We start from the raw sequence: 23,321 nt of genomic DNA, 5'->3' as shown, positions 1-23,321 counted from the left end.
GCCCCACCCATTCAAATCGAAGGAGTGAATGCAATGTCCGCTGAGGAAACCTACGACGTCATCATCGTCGGCGCCGGCAATGCCGCGCTCTGCGCCGCGCTGTCCGCCGCCGAGCAGGGCGTCAAGGTGCTGGTGCTGGAAAAGGCGACGCTCGAAGACCGCGGCGGCAACTCCACCTTCACCGCCGGCGGCTTCCGCTTCTGCCACAACGGTGTCGAGGACCTGCGCACCGACATCCTCGACGACATGACGCCGGGTGAATACGATTCGATCGGCAACCTGCCCAGCCTGTCCGAAGACGAATTCATGGCGACCCTGATGAAGGTCACCGACAACCAGGCCGACGAGGACCTGGGCCGCATCCTGATCGGCGAATCGCGCGACACCATGCGCTGGATGCGCAAGCACAAGATCCGTTTCATCCCGATGTTCGGCCGCCAGTCGTTCAAGATCGAGGGCAAGCACCACTTCTACGGCGGCGTGAACATCGAGGCGGTCGGCGGCGGCTGGGGCCTGGTCGACATGCTGGTCCAGGCCTGCGACCGCATGGGTGTCACGATCAAGTACGAGACCGGCCTGCGCGAGCTGATCCAGGACCAGAAGGGCCGCGTCACCGGCGTGCGCGCCTTCGGCCCCGACGGCTACGTCGACTTCCACGCCAAGGCCACCGTCCTGGCCTGCGGCGGGTTCGAGAGCTCGCCCGAAATGCGGGTGCGCTATCTCGGCGCGGGCTGGGAATCGTGCCGCGTGCGCGGCACCCAGCACAACACCGGCGACGGCATCCAGGCCGCGATGCGGATCGGCGCACGCCCGCACGGCGGCTGGTCGAGCTGCCACGCCGTGCAGTGGGACATCTCGGCCCCGCCCTACGGCGACCGCGTGATCCTCGATAACTTCCAGAAGCACAGCTACATCATCGGCATCGTCGTCAACATGCAGGGCAAGCGCTTCATCGACGAGGGCGCCGACTACCGGAACCACACCTATGCCAAGTACGGCAAGGAAGTGATGAAGCAGCCCGGCCGCGCCGCGGTGCAGATCTTCGACGCCAAGACGCACGACAACGTCCGCGACGAATACCGCATCCGCGAGGTGACCAAGGCGACGGCCGACACGATCGAGGAACTGGCCGAAAAGCTCGACATCGACGTCGAAGGCCTGAAGGCCGAGATCGCCGCCTACAATGCGGCCTGCCCCGAAGGCGCCTTCGGCACGACCTACAACCCCTCGATCCTCGACGGCGTCGGCACCAAGGGTCTCGAAGTGCCCAAGTCCAACTGGGCGCTGCCGATCGATACCGGCCCGTTCCACGGTTATGTCGTGACCTGCGGCATCACCTTCACCTTCGGCGGTCTCAAGATCAACACCGACGCGCAGGTGCTGGACCTGACCGAAAAGCCGATCCCGGGCCTCTATGCCGCGGGCGAACTCGTCGGCGGCATCTTCTACGAGAACTATCCGGGCGGCACCGGCCTGCTCAACGGTTCGGTCTTCGGCCGCCTGGCGGGCAAGAACGCCGGGCTACTGGCCAAGGCCGCCTGAAGCGCGCTAAGGACGCTTCATGGCCGGAGCGCTCAATAACAAGGTGCAGGTCCAATCGCTCGTCGACGTCGTCGCCGAGCGATTGGAAGCCGCGATCATATCGGGACAGCTGGAACCTGGCAGCCGCCTCAGCGAACAAGCGCTGGCGGCTTCCCTCGGCGTCAGCCGGGGCCCCTTGCGCGAAGCCATCCGGCGGCTCGAAGGTCGCAAGCTGCTCGAACGCACGCCCAATATCGGCGTGCGTGTCGCCTCGCTCAGCCTGAAGGACCTCAACGAGATCCTGCAGGTGCGCGAGGCCCTCGAATGCCTGGCCTGCAGCCTCGCCGCGACCAACATGAGCGATACGGAGATCGCCGCGCTCAAGAAGATGCTCGACGATCACGAAAACCAGAAGAGCGTCCAGGAAAACAAGGGATACTACCAGGAAACCAAGAACCTGGATTTCCACTTCCGCATCGTCAACGGCAGCGGCAACGACCGGCTGGCGCATATGCTGGCCGGCGATCTGCACTACATGCTGCGCGTCTATCGCTATCGCTCGGGCGCCCAGCCCGGACGCGCGGCCGAGGTGCTGCAGGAACATCGCGCGATCGTGGCCGCGCTCGAAGCCCGCGACCCCAAGGCGGCCGAGGATGCGATGCGCGACCATCTGTGCCGGGCTCGCCGCAACGTCGAACAGAAGCTCATGATGTCGGAAAGCGAAAACCTCTAACCGTCGGCGCTACCTTAGTCTGAACGATCGTGCCATTTTGGGCTCAGCTAACGAGCCCCGTCACGGGTCGCTGCGCGATATTGGCAAATAGCCGCCGCCCCGTCAGCTCCGGATCGAGTGCCAGGCTTTCGGCCGCCGCGCCAGCAATCACGGCGTCGAGCGCACTGGTTGGCTTGAGATCGCGGCCTTCGTGGAGCTGTCTCGGAGCAAGTCCCGGCCAATCGGCAATTATGCGCCCGCCTTTCACCGCGCCGCCGATCAGCATTGCCATAGATCCCGTGCCGTGATCGGTGCCGCCCGTGCCGTTGGCCGCTGCCGTGCGACCGAATTCGGTGGCAACCAGTACCGTCGTCTTGCTCCAATCCGGTCCCATGCCGGCGCGTAGTGCAGAGACCAGCGCGTCCAGCGCCTTGAGCTGCGCCGTCAGCCGTCCGGCCTGCGCATTGTGAGTGTCCCAACCGCCGGTCTCGAGCATGGCGATGCGGGGACCATCGGGCTTTGTCAGGAAAGCAGCGGTCAACGTGCCGAGCGCTGCCGCGCCCTTCTCGATGGTCGCGCCCTCCCCGACCATCTTCGCGTCGAGCGCGGCGGACCACAATGGGTGAAGCTGCCGGTCGGCCGCATAGAGCTGACCGACACGCAGCATGAGGTCGTCCGAAGGTTCGGGAATCTTTGACGGCGCGTAGGAAGTCACCGCGGCCGGGCCGCGGAGCGCCAGCGGGATCGTCGGCGCGAGAGCAATCGCCGACCCGCTTGATCCCGACACCAGCCCAGCGAGCCGATCGTTTTGCCTTGCAGCCCACCTCAGATAACGGTCGCTGTTCTCGATCAGCGCGACGTCGGTGATCGTCCGCTGCCCCGCGACCATAAGCGCGAGTTTATGTCTTCACCTTCGGCTGAGTGCGAAAGGGTACTTGCCCCTTCACACTCCCCGCGACTTGCGTGCTCCGATCCAGTTATCGACCACGCGCTCCAGAACGGTGAGCGGCATGCTGCCACTTGCCAGCGCCGTATCGTGAAAGCTGCGAAGGTCGAACCCTGAGCCCAGCGCCGAGCGCGCTTTCGCGCGCAGGCGCAGCCATTCGTTGTGGCCAACCTTGTAGGCACAGGCCTGACCCGGCCACGCGCAGTAGCGATCCACTTCGGATGTCGCGCCTCCCTCGGCCCGCCCCGTATTGTCGATGAAGTAGCGGATGGCCTGCTCACGGCTCCAACCCTTCGCGTGAAGGCCGGTATCGACGACAAGGCGCACGGCACGAAACAGAAGGCTCTGGTAGAATCCGATGCGACCGAGCGGATCGTTGTCGTAAGTGCCGAGTTCGTCGGCCAATTGCTCGGCATAAAGCCCCCAGCCCTCGCCGTAGCTCGAGAAGAATATGAGATTCATGGCCTTTGGCGTGGCGGAACTCTCCTGCTGCAGAGCAATCTGCAGATGATGGCCAGGGCTCGCCTCGTGATAGGTCAAGGTCGGCAGACCGTATTTGGGCCAGTTTGCCGTATCCGTGAGATTGATCCAGTAGATGCCCGGACGCGTGCCATCGAGGCTCGGCGGGTTGTAATAGCCCTGCGATGCGCCTTCCTGAATCTCGGGCGGGACGCGCTTGATCTCGACCCCGGCCTTGGGCAGGCGACCGAAGGCTTTGGGCAGCAATTTCTGCATCTCTGCCATCTGCGTGTTGAGATGCGCGACCAGTTCGATCTTGGCGGCATCCGTATTGGGATAGACGTTGGCAGGATCGGCGTTGAGCGCGACCATCCGTTCGCCGACGGTTCCCTTGGTGTGCCCCAGCTTCTTCAGCATTGCGTCCGAAAGCGCCGTCAGCTCCGCAACCTGCGCGAGCCCGACACGGTGGATTTCCTCCGCCGTCATGCGCGTGGTGGTGATGTAGCTCAGGCTGTTCGCATAATATTGCGCGCCCTGCGGCAGACGCGCGACCGAAGCCTCGTGCCCAGCCTTGGGGAGCACCGCTTTCAGCGCATCGTTCTGGCTCTGCAGGGCCGGATAGACCCGCTCGGCCACCAGCTTCTCAACGCGCGCGCGCCAGTCGCCCGCGATCGACTGCTCGCTCGTGCGGCGCACGATCGAGCCCACGAGCGTGGAATCGCCTGCCTTGGTACGCAGCATGCCCGCCTGAAGGCCGATGGTTTTCTGCAGGATGAAGTCCGGCGGAACCACGCCGATGCCGAAGTCCTCGCGCATGCGGTCCGTCTCGGCGGCGAGCACGTCCGCGAAGTCGTTTACGCGCGAGACATAGGCTTCGGCGTCGGCCGCGTTCTTGATGGTGTGCTGGTTGTCGAGAAAATCGCCGGTGTTGAGGTAGGCGCCGCCGCCCTGGCTGACCCTGTAGACCTCCGGCCAGCCGCCCTGGCCATAGGGAATGGCGTAAGTGCGGATGACAGCATCGAGATGGGCCTCGAGCGTATCGTAGTAAATGCCATCCTGCGTGCTCATCGATGCGCGATCGAGCTTGCCGAGATCGGCGCGCGCCGCACGAATGCGCGCACGGTTCTCCGCTTCATGCTCGGGCGTCGGAATGGTGAGGCGCGACTTCAGGGCAGCGCGGGCGCCCGTGTCTAGCCCGAGGCCCGTCGCAGTCTCGGGCGAAGCGTCGACCTCCGCTTCGAAATATTTGTCCATGAAGGCGGCAAGGGCCTTGTTCGACGAGCCCGCGGTCGCCTGGGGCCCTGTCGCACGAGCGAGCAAAGGGCCGGCTGCGACGAGGGCCGCTCCCGCAGAGGCGGACGAGAGAAAGTAGCGCCGATCAATCATGCGAAGCTCCCAACTGGCGATGTCGCGAGCCTAGGCCATGCAGGAGAAAAAACACAATGGATGGAGGAAGCTACCGCGCGAACCGGGCTGTTCCCTCGCTATGGCTGGTGCGGATATGGTCGCGGCCCTCAAGAGGCTGCTCTTCCCGTCTTCCACTCAGGCTCGCCTCAAGGGCACCGGCGCAAAGAGACCCCGAACGAACGCCGCGGCCTCGACGCTGAGGCGATAACCTTGGCCAACCTCGGAAACGAGCGGTTCTTCCAGCTGCTGCTTAACGAGCGCGCTGCGGACATAGCAGGCGTAGACGTTGATGACATTCCGCCCACCACCGACAGCCCGCTCTAGCATGTGGTAAGGGCATAGCTGCCCCGGATGATCGGCGAGGTAGAGCAAGAATTCGGCCGCGCGGGGCGTGCGCAATACCAGCCGACGCTGCAGATGCCGCATCCGCGCTTCGGCGACTTCCGGTGCCAGGACCTGCCGCTGCGATGCGACCCCGTCGAGGCCGTCCGCAAGCCGGTCGATCTCCGCAAGCGTGGTCATTTCGATCCGTCCTTCGCTGCGGCAGCGGCGCGCGATCACGCGCAACTGGCTCGCGATGCCGGTAAGCACGGCATCGTCGTCAATGCGCGGCACGGTGCCAGCCGCGCGGCTAGGCGAACGATGCTCGACGCTCATCCGTCGCCGTCATGGAGTTCGGCGGCCATCGCGGCGAGACGATCGAGGAACGCGGGTGCAAACCGATAGCCGAAACCCCGCTTCGTCTCGATCGGATCGGGAAATCCCGCCTCCATGAAATGGCGGCGCAATTTCAGGATCAGGATCTTCAACGATGCGTCGGCGCAGCCGACGCGTGCGACGAGCGCAGCGTGAGCGAGAAACACGCCCGGATTGGCCGAGCAGATCGTGACGAGATTCAGCCCCATGGTGCTGAGCCCGCTGACGAGCTCGAGCAGCCTGGACTTGGTCGATCGGTCCGCGGTCCGCCGACCACCCTCGCGGATCGCGGCGAAGAGCCGCAATGTGGCGGCGAGCCGAAGGACGCCGTGATCCGTCCCTGAAGACGGCAGGTTGGTGTCACCGCCGAACAGGGCGATCGGAAGCGCGGGCGGCGGCAGAGCCGGGACGGCGAGCGAGACGCCGTGCTGCTTCAACAGGATCGCTATTCGGTCGGGCGCGCAATGCCGGCAGATCGCCTCGGCCCCACCCTGGGACAGGACGTAGCCCCTGTCGATGTGCCGCAGTTCGCCGCGCAGGCCGAGCGGTCCAAGCACACGGCGAATGTCCCAAACCATCGCGACCAGCGCAGCCGGCGTCGTCTCGACTGCGCGGAGCAGCACCTCGCGACGGTGATGGACCCCGGGCGCACAAACGAAATGGCGAAGAAGACGCGCAGCCTTGATGCTCTTGAAGCCGAGTGCCAGACGCAGCGCCCAAGGCTGGACGGGTCCCGCCTCGTCTAGCGCCTCGGCCGCCCGCCGTTCGCTGCGGGCGAGATCGGACAGTTCCTCGGCGATCGTCAAAACCTCGTCGCGCGCCTCGCCAGCGATTGCGAACATGGCCGTATCGCGCAGCCGGTCCGCCAGCCGCTCGATCACCAGACGCGTAATCGGCGCCCGTAGCAGGAAGCGTTCGCCGAGGGCCCCAGCATCGGCGGAGTTCCCCGTGGGGAAGGTCGAGGCGAGGTCAATTTTCAAGGCTGATGGTAATGACGATCGTGTCGATGTAGATTCCGTCGGGCGTTCCGGGCGGGACCCGGACGCGCACGCCGGCGATGGGGAAGAAAGCCGTCCCGTCAGGGCGATAGGCGAGCGGAAGGAAGGAGCCGTCCCAGACCTGGTTCCCTTCGAGGAGCAGATCGTAGAGGATGAAGCTGCCCGTAGGCCCCTGCATTCGCCGGCTCGTGCCGTCCGAATGGCTACCGGGATCGACCGAGATCTTGGGCGTCGTCGCGCTGTCGTTGCAGTCGATCGGCACCTGGATCGGTGTCAGCAGCCCAGCCCCACCGCTCGCATCCTGGCCGCCCAGGTCGATCGTGGCACCGCCGGTGGCGCTTTGGTTCGTGCCGATCTGGCAGGTCGGTGGCACCCTGGCGGCGATCGCGAGCTTCCCCGTGACCTGCGCCCGGCTCTGCGCCGGCACCAGCGCCAGCGCCAGCAAGGCGCTGACACAGACCCACACCAGCCCGAGAGGCCCGGCGCACCGAACTCGTGCGATCGCTAGTGGTCGGGCCTCGGACACGATCAGAAGGAGACCGAAATCTCGACCGAGTCGGTGTAGTCTTCCGCAGCGACGCGCGCCACACCGTCCGCCGCAGCCGGGATCTGCCCATAGATCGTGACGGTCGCTTCGCCGGTGGTCTCATCGGCGGTGCCCTCGATGCCATCCTCATCGGTCAGTTCGGCCAAACGGCCGGAGTCGGTGAAGAGGTTGTAGGCAAGGTAGGTCGCATTCGGGCCGCTGCCGGTGACGAGACGGCGCTGACCGCTGCTGGCATTCGTGCCCCCGTCAGCCGTCAACGTGAATTCCGCACCCGAAGTGCAGACGAGCGCGACGTCGCCCGAGGCAAGGACTTCGTCACGGCGCACCTCGCCGAAATCGAGCGTTGCCCCGGTGATCTCGCAGCTTTCGGGCACTTCGGCCGAGACGTCGAGCGTGCCCGTGTCCTGGGCAAAGGCCGGCGCCGCGAACAGCGCGCTGGCCGAGGCGGCCACGAGGAAAAGTTTACGCATGATTTGGTCCTTTCGTGATGGGAGGGCGAAGCGCCGATGGCGCAAGAGTAAGGCAGCCGTCCGGCGCCCCTTCCGGACGGTGATCTCGCTTGCAGGAGGCGATCGAGGCGGCAGGCCTGGGGCATCAATAGGCCACCGTGACCTGGACCTGATCGGCGTAGTCGCCCGCGCGCCGGACCAGGGTGCCGGCGACGATCTCGCCGTAGACCGTCGTCAGTGCGGGATCGGTACTGCCGTTGACGGTGACGCCGCCGGACCCGCCGACACCCTGGGCAATGCTGGTCTCGGTCCACTCGCCGCTGCAGGGCGCCTGCTTGCACAGACGGTAGGGCAGGACGCCGCCCGCGCCGTTGCTCATCTGCCGGGGGCCCGACGGATCGGCCTGCCCGTGGTCCAGATAGATCGTATAGGTGACCGCGCCGGTGCACTGCACCGATATGCCGCCCTGCCCATAGATCGACGTCGCAAGCGTGCCTCCGCCCGGCACGGTCTCGAAGCGCACCGCCGTGGTCGAGACGATGCCGCAGGTCGGTGCGAGCTCAACGGAGAGGCTTCCCTCGCGCCCGGAAAAGCTACTGCCGGCGATCTCGCCCTGGGCCCCATCGCAGGTGCCGCTCGCCGAGGCATCGGCAACATAGCCGCTCCAGCTAAGCGTATCCTCATAGGTTCCGGCCGCAACGGCGGGCAGGTTCGGCAGACCGGTCACGGCAAAAAGCGCGCTTTGACCGGAACCCTCGATGCTTTCCGCCGCTTCCAGTGCGGGAATGGCCAACTCGCCGACCGCGACGTGGCTACCCTCTTCAAGCGCTGGCGCCGTCGGTCCCTGCAATCCGATTTCGTAGGAGAGCGTGCCGCCGCCGCCGCTTCGCGCCAGCGAGCGGGCTGCGCCACCGCCCTGCAAGGTTACGCAGATCGTCGCTTGCTGAGCTGCCGCGGGCTCTGCCCCCACGTTGGTCCAATCGCAGACAAAACCCAGCGTCGTGGTGATCTGGGGCGGCGTTCCGTTGGTATATTCGCCTTGCCCGCCCGTCGGCGTGACGGTGCAGGACGCGGAGACCTGTGCCGCCGCCGGAGACGGCACCAACAGAAGCGCCAACAACGCCGCGCCGATGGCAGCCAAGATGCCGGCGAAGATCTGCGCGCCGGGCATCCTCAATACTCCACCGTCTGGCGGACCAGTCGCACCAAGCCGAACGACGGCTCGACAGCGATGCTCGCCATCTCCCAACGCGGCTCGAAGCCGGCCGAACACCTGACGCGCGGCGCCGGTGCACCGGTGGCGACATCACATGCATCGACGATCGTCAGTTCTACGAAGACCCGGCCAAAGCTCCGAGGTTCGCCCTGAGCCCCGGCGCGGGCAGGCCCGAGCGTGCGGGGCTGTTCGCGATCTTCGAGGCTGCGCGAAACCTCGACCGTGCTGGCAACGGTAGCCGTCTGGGCCTGCCCCGCGTGTGATGCGAGCACCATGCAGAGGACCACCGAGAGACGCGCGATCAGCGGCATGTCACCGGTCCGATCTCCTGAACGGCAGGTCCCGCAAGGTCATAGACAAAGTCGGCGTGGCAGATGCCGTCGCGCCCGAGATCGATGGCTATCCGGTTCGTCGCGGCGAGGCCGCGCAAATAGACCTCTCCGTCGTAACCGGCGATTGCCGGCTCGCCGCCTTCGAGCTGGACAGTGTAACCGGCCGGCACCGGTGTGCCATCCGGCCGTCGAATGACGACCAGTGCCGCATGGATCCTGCGGACGCCGAAGTCGACGACCGCGCCCTGCCGCCAGCCGGCGATGGCCACGCGCTCGGTCGCCGCGGGCTCCCAGCCTTCGGGCAGCCCCACCGGATCGATCGTGATCTTCTGCTCGTAGTAGGGAATGAGATTGGGCAGCAGCGCGCGCCCGTCGTCATCGGTCCGGGCAATGCGTACCCCGCCTTGCAGCATTTCCACCTTGGGCCCGGCGTTGCGTACGATCGCGAAGGCATCGCCGATGCGGTTGGCGAGGAACGGTCGCCCCCCGGCTGCTAGGATGGCGCCTTCGGCCTGGATACTGCCGCGCCACAGGCCGCCGCTCTGATCGACCTGCCCGCGCAGCAAGGCCATGGGCGCACGATAGCTGGCGAAAGCCGTCCGCTGGTTGCCGCCGCCTTCGTATTCGCGCAGCGAAACACCCCAGCCGACCGCGCCCTGACGCTGTCCGGTCGTCTGACTGGCCTGAACGAACAGGCCGTCGCGCCCCTGGTCGCGCGATAGCCCGAGCGAACTGCTGATCCCGCCGCCAAACCGATAGGTCAGCGTCGAGAACAGGCCGTAGCGGCTGGTCGTGTCGAGATCGAGATAGCCGCTGGCATGGAAGCTCAGGCGCTGGGAGAACGGCCGGCTCAGCGAGAGATTGCCGGTTCGCTGGCTGCGTTCGGCGGTGACGATGCGATTGTAGGCAAGGCTGATCGTGATCGGGTCGAACCCCGGGCGGAACGAGGCTCCGGCGCGATCCAGGATACGCGCACGCGCGGTCGCCAGGATCGAACCGTCGGCGCCGTCGAGCGCATCGCGCCGGCGACTACGCAGGAGCGAGACCCGCGCGAGATCGAAATAGTCGTCCACGGTACGCTCGGTGCCGGCGAACAGGCGAAGCCGTCCGAACTGGCTCGACGCCTCGATCGTGTACTTGGCACCGGTCAGGCCGTCGTAGCGGCTTGCCGCGAACGAGCCGATGATCGCGCCGATCCCGCCGATCGACTGCACGACGGCGAGGCCGCCGCCGATCAGCCCGTCCGCCGATGCCTCGACGTGACCTTCGACCGTCAACCTGCCGTTGACGCCGTACCGCATCGATCCCGACGCGAAGACGGTGTTGTCGTAGTCGAACGATTCTATGCCGTAGTTGAGCCGCGGTGCGCCCACATCGAGCGAATACTGCAGGATCCCCGCCTTGAGCTGGCGGCTGACGTAATAGTAGGACTTCGTCATCTCGACCTGCCGGCCGGTCACGTCGGTCGCGACCAGCCGCGCCCTGCCCCCCGTGATCGACGGCAATGCGCGCAGGTCGAACGGCCCGGAGGGTACCTCGCCCGAAAATACCCTTTGCTGATTGAGGTAGAGATCGAGCGTGGACGGCAAGGCGGCCGAGCCCGAAAACTCCGGCAGGGCGGCGGTGACGATGTCGGGGCGCTGGTCGAAGGCGCTGGCGATCTGGAAACCGCCGAGCCGCACACCATTGGTCCAGGCCAGGGCATTGCTGACGAAGTCGCCGAGCATGTAGGAACGAACCGCTTTCGGATCGATCAGGCGCCAGTTGCTGTCGAGCCGGACTGCCTTGTCGCCGCGCGACCGTCGGCTGTTGAAGGCCGCAGTGTTGGCGAAGAGGCCCAGCCGCGTCATGGCCAGCGCCTCGAGATTGCCGCTGACGGCCGTGGCCCCCGAAGCCGTCTGCGCATAGAGGCCATAGTTGAGCGCCAGCCCGGAAAGCGGCGTGATCGCGTCGAGATCGACCGGCCGGCGCTGCCCTCCGAGCCCGACCACGAAGGTTTCCAACCGTTCGACCGGCACGGTAAGCTCGATCGCCTGACGTGCTTCGTCATAGGTCCCGGCAATGCCGAGCGCGGCCAGATCGACCTCTTCCTGAGCGGCGAATTCCGATGGCGGCGTGATCCGGATCGTGCGCAGTTCGTCGAGCCGCGCCACGAAGGCGCCATCGGGCAAGCGCCTGACTGTGAGCAACTGGTGCGTCGGCGTGCCGTTGACGCTCGCTTCGAGCACCATCAGGACCGGCTCGCTGTCCGCGCGCGAAGGATCGGCGGTCGTGGTCATGGGTACCGGATCCGCCTGCGCCTCGGAAATGCCGACCAGGCATGCGCCGGCCGCCGCGCCAGCCAGCAGCGCCGAGCGCAACGAGAACATGGGCCGCCGAGGTCGGGGCGGCAGCGCGCCATCATGATCAGCGCTGCTCGACAAGGACGGTTTCCCTCAATTGCCGATCCCCTTCGCGCGCGGTGATGTTCACCTGCGCACCGCTCAGCGACGGAAGGCCTGCCGCCGCGGCTCCGGTCACGTCGAAGCGGCGCGTCGCTTGTGCGAGGACATAGCCGTTGAGCCCGCTGCCGAAGGCGATCGTCCGGCCGTTCGGCGTTTCCACCTGCAGCCCCGCGATGCGCGCGCGGCGCGTACCCAGGTTCGCCGCCTCGGCGTGGATTCCGCTCGCGTCCTGCCAGAACCGCCAGCTTATCTGCGCCTTGGCGGCGGGATCGGTGACGAAAACCGGGAGCGAGGTACGAAGTACCATTGCGACGCCCTGGATCGGCTTGTTCGGATCGGCGACCTTCGGAATCTCATCGAGCATCAGCCGATAGCTGACCTCGCCGGCGGGCGGCGCCATGACGCGCCGGGCCAAGCGGATCGTGTAGCTGGCTCCCGCCGGGATCGTCGCGACCGGCGGGCTGACGATCATGTCCGATGTCGGATCGAGGGTATCCGCGCCGTCACGCTGCAACCAGCGATAGAGGCGGATCTGAAGGCTGACAGGCTGGGAATCGGTGTTCGTCACCGTCACCGCCGTGGCGCGCTGGCTAGGCTGTATCTCGATCAGGATCGGCGACAGCCGCAGCGACGCGGCAGTGGCCGGGCCACCGAGCGAAATGGTCAGGATCGAGGACGCTGCAATGGCACCCAGGCGCAGGATCATCGTCTTTCGCACCTAATAGCTGAGAGTCAGGGTGACCGTGTCGGCGTAGCGCCCGGCCGGGAGGTCGCCGATCACGGGCACGCGGCCGTAGATCGCGAGTGGCACGCCGATACCCGCGGTCGGGATCGAGATCTGGGTCGGGGTGGTCGGATCGTAGGGGATCGAGCACGCCTGATCCTGGAACAGCAGGTAGGGAACTGTAGCCCCGCCCGGCCCGCGCATGCGGCGCTGGCCGTCCTCCGCGTTGAGACCGGCATCGAGCACAACCGTCGGCGCGGCATCGTTGGTGAAGCTGGAGGAGCAACTCAACGTGAGCAGCGGCACGCCGCCGCCCGCGGCCGCCATGGCGTCGATCGGCTCTCCGGCACCGGCTGCAGCCTCGCCGAAACTCAATCGGACGTCGGGCAGCGCCAGCTCTCCGGTTCCCGCCGCGACCGCACAGCCCGAACGGACTTCGAAGCGGATATCTATGCGGATTTCCTCCGCCTGCGCGGGCGACCGCGCGAACAGGCAAAGCCCCGCCGCAACAGCAGCCTTGCGGCGAAGACAGGACGAGCCCCTCATCGCCGCCACACCCACCACAGAACGACACCCCACATCGCGAACGACACGGGCAGGCTAAAAGCGAGGCCACGAAACAGTCCCCGTGTCGAATCCAGCGGATCGCTGCCGGGCGACGCGACCGCCTCGTCCGGGACCTTTTTCCAGAAGACCGACACGCGAGGGGCCCCGGATTTGTCCCGGGTGTCCCTCGCGCTGGCCCGGTGCGATCCGAAGGGCCAGGGATGGGCGATGGCGCGTGCGATGCGACGCCGACGGGAAGTCACGGCAGCGGTGCTCCCCAGATCATGCCGACGGCGAGCACTGCGCCGACGAAAAGGCAGGCGAAGACCTGGAGCCGACCCGACAATGCCGACCGACGCACCGTGGAAGACCGGACGATCGTATCGCCCAATCCGGCCATCGCTGCCGCACGCGAGAGCCTAGGCGCGGGCATGCCGAAGTGATGGCCCTGCAGCCAGTCCGCGCCGCTTGCCTGGGCGATTGCCAGCGCGGCGGCATCATCGACGCCCTCGACGACCACATGTCGCGCGATCGATCGCGCGAGACCGACGAGCGGCGCGAAGGCCGCACCCTGCCCTTGCGGACGGGTGGCCGCGAGGCGCAGATAGAGCGGGTCGATCTTTATGATGTCGGGCGCCAGCGCCAGGACGTGACGCAGGCTCGCATGGCCGACACCGAAGTGATCGATCGCGATGCGGCACCCTGCACCTCGCAACCGGTCGACGAATTCCACGGCGAGCGAAATGCTCGAAAACGCGACGGTTTCGTCGATCTCGACGATCATTCGGGATGCGACGTCACGGTCGCGCACCAGACGATCGAACTGCGGAGCCCACCAGCCGTCGACGATCGCGCTGGCGGCGGAAATGTTGCAGCCGAGGATCGCGTCCGGCTCGGCATGCAGCCGATCGAGCGTGAGGCCGAACGCATGCGTGTCGATCGCACGAACGAGCCCGGTCTCCTCCAGCGCGGCACGAAGGTCCGCCGCCGGCCATTGGGCACCTCTGGCATCGACGAGCCCCACCTCGGCCTCGCGATAGAGGATACCGCCGTCGAGGCCGCCGACCGGCCGCCAAGTGAGCACCAGGCCATTCTCGCGGATGCAGTCGGCTGCCAGCGCCGCCCAATCCATCTGCGTGCGGTAGCGACCGCGCGAAAGCGCATCGGGCGCGGTGCAGGACAGCCGCGGTGCCGCTGCAACGAGCCGGCGAACGAGCTCATCCACGGCAGTTGCCCGGCTCGCACCGCCGGGCCCCCCGGCGTCTATCGGCGCCGCAACGATGGTGACCATCGCGAACACCTTGGCCTCGCCGACCTCGAAGCCCTCGCCCGTCAAGGCTCTGACCAGACGCGACGCCAGCCGCGCGGCCGCTACCTCGCCACCGCCGCGCGGGCTCTCCCCGCGCGACATCTCTACGATCAGCCGCGCCTCGACCCAGTAGGCCGCTCCCGCCTCACCCACGAATTCGCGCGCTCGCTCGGTGAGTTCGCGGCGCATCGTCTCTGCGGCGGCCCGCCCGTAGACGCAGCCGATTGCCGCAAAGTTGTCGAACACCGCGATGGCGAGGATCGCGCAGGGACGCAGGAGCGGTATGCCCACATGCCATGGACGCGGCACGATCGACAGCGACGGCCTCGATCGAGACTTACGCTCAGCCATGCCGGTCTCTGCGGTAGCGGGCAGCGGCAAGGCCAGCCCCGAAGCCGGCGCCCCACGCGCCGCGCATCGTATGCCTTGCCGCTTCCCGCTTCCTGTTCCCTGCGCTCATCGACCTTGGTGCCCTACCGGGACGCCGAAGCGCGCCCACGCAGGAAACCGAATAGCGCATAGTGTAACACCCGATCCGGGCGGGATCGCCACGCCGGGTCCGATCGGGCAGGTAAAATCAAATAATAGCGGCAGTCGATCGGTGTCGGCGCAACCATCCATGTTCACGCGTACCGGCGGCAGAAAGTATCTTACCAGAAACGAGCGCGATGCCTTTCTGAAACATGCGCGACTCGGCGACGTCGAGACGATGACATTCTGCTATGTTCTCGCCTACACCGGCTGCCGAATCTCCGAAGCATTGCAACTTCGAGCCGGAAGCATCGATTTTTCAGAAGGCCAGGTGGTCATTCACTCGCTGAAGAAGCGCGGCCGCCAGGTATTCCGCGGCGTACCGCTGCCGCCCGACGTGTTGGCCATCCTGAAAGAGGGTATGCGCACGGGTGCGCTGGGACGGGACAGGCTCTGGCCATGGTCGCGGATCACCGGCTATCGCCGCGTCTGCGCAGTCATGTCCGCGGCAGGCATCCGGGGAACCTATGCCACACCACGCGGCTTGCGGCACGGTTTCGGCGTCTGTGCCGTGCAATCACACGTTCCGTTGAACATGGTGCAGCGCTGGCTCGGTCACGCCGACATCAAGACGACGGCGATCTATACCAATGCGATGGGACCAGAGGAGCGCGAGATCGCCGCGCGAATGTGGCGGCACGCGCTATCGTGATCACTAAGTGCAGTTGGGATCACGCGCGCCGATGCCGTCTCGTTTATAGCCAATCCGGGATAAACGTTGAGAAATTCAGTTGGATCGATTTATCGATCTATCTTTCCGCACTTGCCCGACGAAACAATTTGCGCTATTTTGTAACAACTATTATTGTTATAAATCATTTACTTAACTCCAATGTAGATGAGCCAATCGCGCGGGCGTATTTTCACCCATCGCCTTCGCCTTGTCGTATCTTCGCCGGAAAATCGAGCACGCCTCTCCCGCGGCTCCCTTGATCGATCGGAAACGTGCTCCGTTTATTCGATCTTGCTCGAAATCGCCCCAGGCGCCTCGAACGAATTGACCTTTGCCGCCCAGACCTGAAATTAAGCTTAATTACGAGCTGATCGCGAACGGCGGATCTCAAGGCGCCGTTCTTTCTGGACATCACCCGCCGGCCCTGTGTCGTTGGGGCGATCTCGATGCGGACTGGCTGAAACCCGGTCCGCAAATGCGTGGTCGTGTCTGCGGACAGCCAAAAACAATGGTCGCAAGGGCCGTGCGTACGATCGCACGGCGCTATGGAAGCAAGCTGAATGGCGTGGTCTGTTTTCGATGCAAGGGGACGGCGCAAATATCTCAATCGGGGCGAAGTGGAGCGATTTCTCGACACTGCCCTCGACGAGCCAGCGTCGGTCTATGCCTTTTGCCGCCTGATGGCGGAGACGGGCTGCCGCATTTCCGAAGCGCTCGGCCTGACCCTGGGGCGCATCGAAATCGAGAGCGGCACGATCGTCTTCGAATCGCTCAAGAAGCGCCGTCGCGGCGTGTTTCGGTCGGTGCCGGTCTCACCCTACCTGGCCAGACTGCTCCTCGACCTTCCCGTCGAGCATGCGGATGCCCGGATTTGGTCGTGGACGCGAATGACGGCCTGGCGGCACGTCCATCGCATTTTCACGACAGCCCGGATCCACGGCGCGCAGGCCAGCCCTAAAGGGCTTCGCCATGGGTTCGCCGTAGGATCCATCGGTGCCGGGGTACCGTTGAACCTCGTTCAACGCTGGCTCGGCCATGCCGACATCCGCACGACCGCGATCTACGCCGATGCGGTGGGTCCTGAGGAACTGGCCTTCGCCGAGCGGGTGCGAGCGAACTATCTTTCGGTCCTCGTACGTCGGGGATCGACCCACAGGCACGGACGGTCATCCAACCGCAGCCGACCCGCTCGTCTGGCACATCAGAGCTCGGGCTCAGCCCCTTGAGAGGCTCCCCGGCAGACAGGTACCGACCGAGAGCGCCTGCACCCCCTGCCGGAAGGCCCCCGGAGAACGCCCCGTTTCCCGCCGGAACACCGCGGAGAACTGGCTGGCGGACCGGTATCCGACGGCCTCGGCGATCATGGGCAGAGGCCAGTCGAGGTTTGCCACGAGCAGCAGTTTCGCCCGCTCGATACGAATTTCGACGAGGTAGCGATTGGGCGCACGCCCCGTCTCGAGCTTGAACTGGCGCGAGAAGTGGAACGGGCTCAGTCCGGCGACCCGCGAGAGTTCGTCGATCGACAGACTTTCGGAAATGCGCGCCTCCATCGCCTCGATCGCGCGGCGGATCCGCCATGCGTTGGGTCCGCGCCGTGCGATGCAATCATCGCAATCACGCTGCCTCGGCCGTATCTGATCGCGAACCAGTTGCACGACCAGGCATTGCGCCAGGCCGCGCAGATAGGCCTGGTAGCCCTTGCCCTGCCGCCTGGTCTCTTCGCCGATTTCGGCGGCAATCCTTAGTATCTCGGGGTTGCGGATATCGGGATCGGCAACGAGGTCGGGTTGGCCGCCACCGACCGACTCCCAGCCCGAAACACGGGCGACGGCGCAAACCGATGCAGGCGACAGGAATATGCGAATGTAGCGCAGCAGGCCCGAAGATCGCCACGTCGACCTTACGGTCTGCCCGGCCGGGATGAACCAGGCGCTGCCGGGACGGATCGACGAGGAAGCCGCGGCCCCCTCTCCGATCCGCATTTCCGCTCGCTCGGCCCCGCCGCCAATGAGAAAAACGAGGCAGTGATCCTCCGAGGAGAAGATGAACTCCGTCGTGCGCGGGCAGGCGGAAATGCCCAGCTCTGCCCGGCCCGTTGGCCAGATCGCGGTGAACTGCGCGCTCGCGGCGCGTTCATCTCGATCTTCGAGGTCATCGCGAAGGCGTTCGGGGCTGGCGATCATATCCAATTCTTGCGGCCGCACGAGGCCAGCCCGCGCGATGGATATGCCGCAGAATTCTCCAACCTGATCGTCCAAACTCGGCACATCGTTCCCCGAACGTCCCCGCGCGGCCTGATCGCCGACGGACGATTGATGACGCAGCCGCGCAGGAGCAACCGGAAGGCGAGGACGGCAAAATGGAACGATTATGGATGTATTGGGGCTGACGCGGGACGAATTCCCGACCGTATCACATCGTCATTTCGTATCCAAAACGAAGCGTACGGGGTTGCAGCGGCGTCTGCGCTGGCCGGGTCACGAGAAGGAATGGCGAGCCGAGCGCAAAGCGGTTGCCCTTGCTGTCGAGCAGGTTGTCGAGTGCAAGACTGAAGCCATGTGCCCCCATGCCAAACCGTATCTGCAGGCCCGTCTCGACATATCGCCCTTGCGGCAACCCGAGAATGGGGCCCACGCCGAGATAGGACCGGCCGACGTACCGAGCATGACCTTCGAGGGTCATCTCGGCTGCCCCGACGAAGCGCCGATAGTTCATGCCGACCCGGCCCGTCACGTCGGCGATATTGGGCAGATGCATTTGCCCAGCCTGGCCTTGCGTCCCGGCCGATGCGGGGAGCAAGGATACCATCCGACTATCGTTGAGATCGACCGCACCATCCAGCGTCAGGGCGGAAAAGGGCTTCCAATAACCCGACAGACTGGCCGATAGAATCTCGGCGTCCCCGACGTTACGCGTCGAGGTGAAGCCCGTCGGGTTGACGATATCGGCCTGAATGCCATGCCACCGTGACCAGGAAAGGCTGGCATTGATCCCGCCAAGTCTTCCGGCATGGCGTAGACCGAACTCGACGGTCGTCATACGATCGCCCGCGAAGCTCTGGACCTCCCCTCCGGCTTCGGTCGCACCGCCTGGGCGAAACCCCTCCTGGTATCGCGCGAACACAGTCGTGTCCCGATCGGTTCGCAGTGCGAGCCCCAGCGAAGGATAGAACCGACCGAAACGCTGCCGATCGATGGGGCGGCGCTTGGCGGAGATGGCGCCCGTCGCCACGGAACCGATGGTCTGCGAACGATCGGCAACCGAGAACCAGGAGTATCGGCCGCCGCCGGTCAGAAGAAACTTTCGCAGCAGCTTGAGCGATGCCTCGCCGAAAAGCGCCAGTTCGTCGGTGCGGGTGCGCAGCCGGATCGAACTGGCCAGGGGACCGTCTTCCCGTCGGCCGCGCTCGGAGCTCGCATCGTTTCGCATCGCCGCGAAACCGGCCAGCCAGCCCGTTTCGTCGAGCCCGGCCCGGGCCAGGCGCGTTTCCAACGTGACGGTACGGCCGCGCGCCCTGCGCGTCCGGACTTCCGGCGTAAAATGGGGCACGGGACCGCTCGGATCGTCCGAACGAACCCCGGAAACGCCGACGAACCTCTCCGCCACGTCGTGCCGAGCCACCGCCAGTACCGACGTAAAATCCAGATGGCCAAGGTCCGCACGCACCGTCGCGTCGGTCAGTTGAAATGCGCTTCGAAACGGTTGGGCAAATACGCTCATCTGATCCAGGCCGTCGGAGCCCAGGTCGACATATTGGCAGTCTTGCCCGTTGATGACCTGCCGAAGGCTGCGAATTTCCAGCCTCAGCCGATCGGAAATCCTGGCCGACAGCGAGCCCCGCCAGCCGAAGGTGCGAACGCTGTTGATGTCACGCTGCCCGCGCGAGAGGTCATCGATATAGCCTGCATCGTGTGCGTCATAGGCGACCAGGCGGAGACCCAATGTTTCGGCGACGAGCGGTAGATTGAAAATCACGCCACCGTCGCGGGAGAGGCCGCCGTGCCAGACCGCACTCGCCCCAGCCCAGATACGCGCCGTCGTCTTGCGCAGGTCGACCGAGCGGGGGATCACGCGCAGCAAGCCACCGAGCGCGCCGGCGCCATAGAGCGTGGCCTGGGGACCTTCGAGAATTTCCACGCGCTCGATGTCGTAGAGCCTAAGATTGGGATCTTGCGCGCTGTAATTGATCCGACTGTCCCCCCAATATTGGCCGACGGTCGACTGGGCGAGACCAACGAAGCTCGAGTCCGCAATGCCGCGAACGAACAGCTTCTCGCGCCCCGGACCGAGATGGGTCGATGACAGGGCGGATGTACGCGAGACGATCGCCCCGGTGCCGAGCGCGCCGTCGGCATCCGAGAAGGCCGTCCCGTCGATCAGCGCGACGCTACCCGCATAGGCGCTCAACGGCAGGTCACGCTTTGCGCCGGTCACGACGATCTCTCTCGGCTGCACCGCAGCCGCCTTCGCTCTGGCGAGCGTTCGCCGCGATGGCATTTCGCGGTGCTCGATAGCGAAGGCCGTAGGAGACAATGCTCGTGCGTAGGCGGACGTGCCACGCAGCAGATGCGTGAGCGCTTCGAGCGCCGTGAACCGTCCGCGCACTTCGCGCACCATGACGCTCAGCAGAGCAGGATCCGCGATACGAATGCTCGTGCGCGTCTGGCGCCCCAGCACCATCGCCGTCTGCCCCAGAGGGCCGGCCCGAACGAAGATGTCGCGTCGTCGCTCCTTCGCGCCCAAGGGAGACGAGACGAGCACCAGCCCCATGACGGCAAGGGCGGCGCTATATCCCATCGCGAGAGGTCATCAGCCAATGATCCCCCGAACGCCGGACGGACATGTCGAGAACCGGAGCCACCGCAACCAGCGCCTCGTCCGCTGTGCCGTCGAGAATGAGGATACCGGTGAACCTCCGTTGGCGAGCGCTCTCCGCAACCTCCAGACGTAGGCCGAGCGTGCGCGACAGATCGGTGGCGATGCGGCCGATTGGGGCATCGACATATTCCAACTGGCCCGAACGCCATCCTCCGACGGTTTCGGGATTGGTGCGCTTGATCACGAGGGGACGGTCAGCCTCCACCGTCAGGGTATCGCCCGCTTTCAGACGCACATTTCTGCCACTCGATCGATAGATCACGGCACCATCGGCGATCGCCACATCCATTCGCTTGCCGAGCAGCGTCACGTTGAAGACCGTGCCCACGTCGACAAGTCGGCTCTCTCCCGCATCTACGACGAAGGGATGTTCCGGGTCATGGCGAACTTCGAACAGGGCCTCGCCGGCCAGAAGTTTCGCACTGCGCGGCGCGTTCCGATCGATCCGCAGCCGGGTTTCGCCGTTGAGCATGATGCTTGATCCATCGGCCAGCACGAAGGTGCGCCTCTCGCCCGGCCGCGTGCTGATCGTCTCGACCTCTGGACGACTGTCGAGAACGCTCCATGCGCCCAGGGGAACGCCGAACAACAGGAGCACGGCCGCCGCCCGGCGCAACCAGGTCGGGAACGAATGTGGAGCGTGACGGGCGGTCACTCGCGCCTCCTGCGCAAGCGCGTCTCCGATCACGGCATCGGCATCGACCATCTCGGTATAGGCGTCGCGATGCGCCGGATCAGCCTCGAGCCATTGCGTAAAGCCCTGCCAGTCCACGAAAGCGGGATCGCTGACCTTGACGAACCAAAGGGCTGCAGCGTCGCGTAGCGCGTCCGGCACACCCGCCGTCGGAATGTTCGCGGCACCGGTCGCGCGAGGATCAGCCCCGTTCGGCATCGAAGGTCGCCTTCAACTTCGCGAGAGCGCGATAGGCCTTTTGCAGGTCTTTCTCCACCGAACCGAGGCTCATTCCGAGTTCGGCCGCGATGGCCGCCTGCCTGACACCGTCCAGCCTGAAGCGCCGGAACACATAGTCGATCCGCGGCCCCAATTTGCGCAGTACGGCTTCTGCTTTCTGCAAACGCTCGCGACCGATCAATATCTGATCTCCCCCGGGAGCCACGCTATCATCTCCGAGCAGATCCAGCCATTCCCGCTGGCGCCGCATGCGGCTGACCTCCGCACGACGCTGATCGCGCAGCGCGTTCTCCGCGCAGCGCAGCAAATAGGATACCGGCGAATCCACCACCAAAGCCGAGCCCGTCGGCAATCGCTGCCATACGTCCTGCAGCACGTCTTCAGCGACGTCGCCCGCGCCTCGCGCGACAAGAAAGCCGATCAGTTTCCCGCGTTCTTCGAGGAAAGCTTGCTGCAGCGCATTGATGTCCGCCGAGTCCTGAAGTCTCAAGGCACCAAAAGTTCCCTTGCCAAATGCGGGTCGGACGGAACCATGTCGCGCGCGATGCCTCACCGCCTCGCCGCGTCGACAGTGGCTGGTCCGGGTAGCCGGTCCTTGCCGACCCGTCGAGCGAGATCGATTTTTGCGTCAACCTCGAGCAATCGATGACGTGCATCGCGAAGAGCTAAGCGATTGACGAGGGCTGCCTGATCCCTATTCTCGTTTCCAATTAGAAGATTTTTATTCGATAAATAGAATTGTCGGGAGAACCACTTGATCGAGCAAGCCATCGAGCCGTTCCGCTGCGAAGTGCCGAACGAGATCATCGCGGATCTTCGCGATCGCCTCGACCGCGCGCGCTGGCCCGATCAGCTTCCCGATGCCGGCTGGGACTACGGCACCGAAATGGGCTTTCTCCGAGCGCTGTGTGATCACTGGCGACACCGCTTTGACTGGCGCGCGGCCGAAGCCCGCTTCAATGCCTTCCCGCAGTTCCTGACCGAGATCGACGGCGAAAGGGTCCATTTCTACCACATCCGTTCGCCCGAACCCGATGCCGTGCCGCTCATCATCACGCACGGCTACCCCGGATCGGTCGCCGAATTCCTCGACATCTTCGGACCGCTGACCGATCCGGCCAGCCACGGCGGCAACCCTCGCGACGCCTTCCACATCGTGGCCCCTTCGATCCCGGGTTACGGGTTCTCCGGCCCCACCCGTCAGCGCGGCTTCGACATCGCCAAGGCCGCAGCGGTCAACCTGCGGTTGATGGAACGGCTCGGCTATGATCGCTATGTCGCCCAGGGCGGTGACTGGGGTTCGGGCATTTCCACCGCGATGGCCGCGATGCGGCCCGAACGGCTGATCGCGCTGCACCTCAACTTCATCGTCGGCTTCCCCGCCGATCCGGCCAATCCGCTCGACGGCCTGACCGACAAGGAGAAGGCCGCGGTCGCCTGGAAGGAGAATTACGATCTCCACGAACACGGCTACCGGATCATCCAGTCGACCAAGCCGCAATCGCTGGCCTACGGCCTGACGGACTCGCCCGTGGGCCTGGCCGCCTGGGTGGTCGAGAAATTCAAGACCTGGAGCGACTGCGACGGCGACGTCGAAACCTCGTTCTCCAAGGACCAGTTGCTCGAAAACATCATGCTCTACTGGGTGACGGGAACGATCAATTCGGCGATGCGCCTCTATTACGAGGGCAATGGCCCGGGACGAACGCCGACGCAGCTTGCCAAAGTGACGGTGCCCACCGGCTACGCGTTCTTCCCTGCCGAGATCCGTCCCACCCCGCGCGCCTGGGCCGACCAGATCTACACCAACATCGTGCGCTGGACCGAAATGCCCAAGGGTGGCCACTTCGCCGCTTTCGAACAGCCCAAGGCCTTCGTCGACGAATTGCGGACATTCGTCAGAGCGTTTCGACCGGCGCGCTAATCCAAGCGCCCAGACCAATCGCCGCCGCAAAATAGTCGGTCATCTATACGAAAACACTATGCGATCGGGCCCGCCTCGATCTCGATATGCTACGGA

At 65.4% G+C, this 23,321-nt stretch carries 21 protein-coding genes; 5 read left to right on the top strand and 16 right to left on the bottom strand.

Annotated features, from left to right (window positions below; genetic code table 11):
- Nucleotides 1–33 precede the first annotated feature (33 nt).
- Complete coding sequence (gene tcuA, locus OLX23_RS17045; RefSeq protein ID WP_264446214.1) at nucleotides 34–1,542, top strand: FAD-dependent tricarballylate dehydrogenase TcuA; 1,509 nt, start codon at nucleotides 34–36, stop codon at nucleotides 1,540–1,542.
- Nucleotides 1,543–1,561: 19 nt separating this feature from the next.
- Nucleotides 1,562–2,254, top strand: a complete 693-nt coding sequence (locus OLX23_RS17040; RefSeq protein WP_264446213.1) for a GntR family transcriptional regulator — start codon at nucleotides 1,562–1,564, stop codon at nucleotides 2,252–2,254.
- Between the two features lie 43 nt (nucleotides 2,255–2,297).
- On the opposite strand, the gene OLX23_RS17035 is transcribed toward OLX23_RS17040, so the two are convergent.
- The 12 genes from OLX23_RS17035 to OLX23_RS16980 all read right to left on the bottom strand — a co-directional run bounded on the left by OLX23_RS17035 (nucleotide 2,298) and on the right by OLX23_RS16980 (nucleotide 14,597).
- Nucleotides 2,298–3,122, bottom strand: coding sequence for a DUF1501 domain-containing protein (locus OLX23_RS17035; protein WP_319641331.1), 825 nt, complete (start codon nucleotides 3,120–3,122; stop codon nucleotides 2,298–2,300).
- A 54-nt stretch (nucleotides 3,123–3,176) separates the two neighbouring features.
- On the bottom strand, nucleotides 3,177–5,024 hold the full coding sequence (locus tag OLX23_RS17030) for a DUF885 domain-containing protein (protein WP_264446212.1): 1,848 nt from the start codon (nucleotides 5,022–5,024) through the stop codon (nucleotides 3,177–3,179).
- Nucleotides 5,025–5,180: 156 nt separating this feature from the next.
- Nucleotides 5,181–5,702, bottom strand: coding sequence for a helix-turn-helix domain-containing protein (locus OLX23_RS17025; protein WP_264446211.1), 522 nt, complete (start codon nucleotides 5,700–5,702; stop codon nucleotides 5,181–5,183).
- On the bottom strand, nucleotides 5,699–6,721 hold the full coding sequence (locus OLX23_RS17020; protein WP_264446210.1) for a helix-turn-helix domain-containing protein: 1,023 nt from the start codon (nucleotides 6,719–6,721) through the stop codon (nucleotides 5,699–5,701). The genes OLX23_RS17025 and OLX23_RS17020 overlap by 4 nt, the downstream gene beginning before the upstream one ends.
- Nucleotides 6,711–7,184, bottom strand: a complete 474-nt coding sequence (locus OLX23_RS17015) for a spore coat U domain-containing protein (protein WP_264446209.1) — start codon at nucleotides 7,182–7,184, stop codon at nucleotides 6,711–6,713. Before OLX23_RS17015 ends, OLX23_RS17020 begins: the two co-directional genes overlap by 11 nt.
- 83 nt (nucleotides 7,185–7,267) lie before the next feature.
- On the bottom strand, nucleotides 7,268–7,756 hold the full coding sequence (locus OLX23_RS17010) for a spore coat U domain-containing protein (protein WP_264446208.1): 489 nt from the start codon (nucleotides 7,754–7,756) through the stop codon (nucleotides 7,268–7,270).
- Between the two features lie 124 nt (nucleotides 7,757–7,880).
- Entirely contained in the window at nucleotides 7,881–8,906 is a 1,026-nt protein-coding gene (locus OLX23_RS17005; protein ID WP_264446207.1) for a spore coat U domain-containing protein, read from the bottom strand.
- A gap of 2 nt (nucleotides 8,907–8,908) precedes the next feature.
- Nucleotides 8,909–9,262 carry a hypothetical protein gene (locus tag OLX23_RS17000; RefSeq protein ID WP_264446206.1) on the bottom strand — a complete coding sequence of 118 codons (354 nt, stop codon included), beginning with the start codon at nucleotides 9,260–9,262 and terminating at the stop codon, nucleotides 8,909–8,911.
- Nucleotides 9,253–11,652: a fimbria/pilus outer membrane usher protein gene (locus tag OLX23_RS16995; protein WP_264446205.1), complete on the bottom strand. Its 2,400-nt coding sequence runs from the start codon at nucleotides 11,650–11,652 to the stop codon at nucleotides 9,253–9,255. The genes OLX23_RS17000 and OLX23_RS16995 overlap by 10 nt, the downstream gene beginning before the upstream one ends.
- A gap of 37 nt (nucleotides 11,653–11,689) precedes the next feature.
- Nucleotides 11,690–12,433 (bottom strand): molecular chaperone, encoded by a 744-nt coding sequence (locus tag OLX23_RS16990; RefSeq protein ID WP_264446204.1) that lies wholly within the window; start codon nucleotides 12,431–12,433, stop codon nucleotides 11,690–11,692.
- A gap of 12 nt (nucleotides 12,434–12,445) precedes the next feature.
- The gene (locus OLX23_RS16985) at nucleotides 12,446–12,997 is read right to left on the bottom strand and encodes a spore coat U domain-containing protein (RefSeq protein ID WP_264446203.1); all 552 of its coding nucleotides are present in this window, start codon (nucleotides 12,995–12,997) and stop codon (nucleotides 12,446–12,448) included.
- 259 nt (nucleotides 12,998–13,256) lie between these two features.
- Complete coding sequence (locus OLX23_RS16980; protein WP_264446202.1) at nucleotides 13,257–14,597, bottom strand: EAL domain-containing protein; 1,341 nt, start codon at nucleotides 14,595–14,597, stop codon at nucleotides 13,257–13,259.
- A gap of 328 nt (nucleotides 14,598–14,925) precedes the next feature.
- On the opposite strand from OLX23_RS16980, the gene OLX23_RS16975 reads away from it, so the two are divergent.
- Nucleotides 14,926–15,489, top strand: coding sequence for a tyrosine-type recombinase/integrase (locus OLX23_RS16975; protein ID WP_264446201.1), 564 nt, complete (start codon nucleotides 14,926–14,928; stop codon nucleotides 15,487–15,489).
- A gap of 581 nt (nucleotides 15,490–16,070) precedes the next feature.
- Nucleotides 16,071–16,736, top strand: coding sequence for a tyrosine-type recombinase/integrase (locus OLX23_RS16970; RefSeq protein WP_264446200.1), 666 nt, complete (start codon nucleotides 16,071–16,073; stop codon nucleotides 16,734–16,736).
- Here OLX23_RS16970 and OLX23_RS16965 read toward each other — a convergent pair.
- From OLX23_RS16965 to OLX23_RS16950, 4 genes are all read right to left on the bottom strand, one after another.
- Complete coding sequence (locus OLX23_RS16965; protein ID WP_264446199.1) at nucleotides 16,725–17,693, bottom strand: helix-turn-helix domain-containing protein; 969 nt, start codon at nucleotides 17,691–17,693, stop codon at nucleotides 16,725–16,727. The genes OLX23_RS16970 and OLX23_RS16965 overlap by 12 nt on opposite strands.
- 229 nt (nucleotides 17,694–17,922) lie before the next feature.
- A complete protein-coding gene (locus tag OLX23_RS16960; protein ID WP_264446198.1) occupies nucleotides 17,923–20,307 on the bottom strand; it encodes a TonB-dependent receptor in 2,385 nt (794 codons plus the stop codon).
- Nucleotides 20,297–21,280, bottom strand: a complete 984-nt coding sequence (locus OLX23_RS16955) for a FecR family protein (protein ID WP_264446197.1) — start codon at nucleotides 21,278–21,280, stop codon at nucleotides 20,297–20,299. Before OLX23_RS16955 ends, OLX23_RS16960 begins: the two co-directional genes overlap by 11 nt.
- Nucleotides 21,264–21,791 (bottom strand): RNA polymerase sigma factor, encoded by a 528-nt coding sequence (locus OLX23_RS16950; RefSeq protein WP_264446196.1) that lies wholly within the window; start codon nucleotides 21,789–21,791, stop codon nucleotides 21,264–21,266. The genes OLX23_RS16955 and OLX23_RS16950 overlap by 17 nt, the downstream gene beginning before the upstream one ends.
- Before the next feature lie 264 nt (nucleotides 21,792–22,055).
- Here OLX23_RS16950 and OLX23_RS16945 point away from each other — a divergent pair, with 264 nt between their 5' ends.
- Nucleotides 22,056–23,225: an epoxide hydrolase family protein gene (locus OLX23_RS16945; RefSeq protein ID WP_264446195.1), complete on the top strand. Its 1,170-nt coding sequence runs from the start codon at nucleotides 22,056–22,058 to the stop codon at nucleotides 23,223–23,225.
- The last annotated feature ends 96 nt before the right edge of the window (nucleotides 23,226–23,321 follow it).

Origin of the sequence: Novosphingobium sp. JCM 18896, assembly GCF_025938095.1 — a bacterium.
GTDB lineage: Bacteria > Pseudomonadota > Alphaproteobacteria > Sphingomonadales > Sphingomonadaceae > Novosphingobium.
This window is presented reverse-complemented; position numbering and strand designations above follow the sequence as displayed.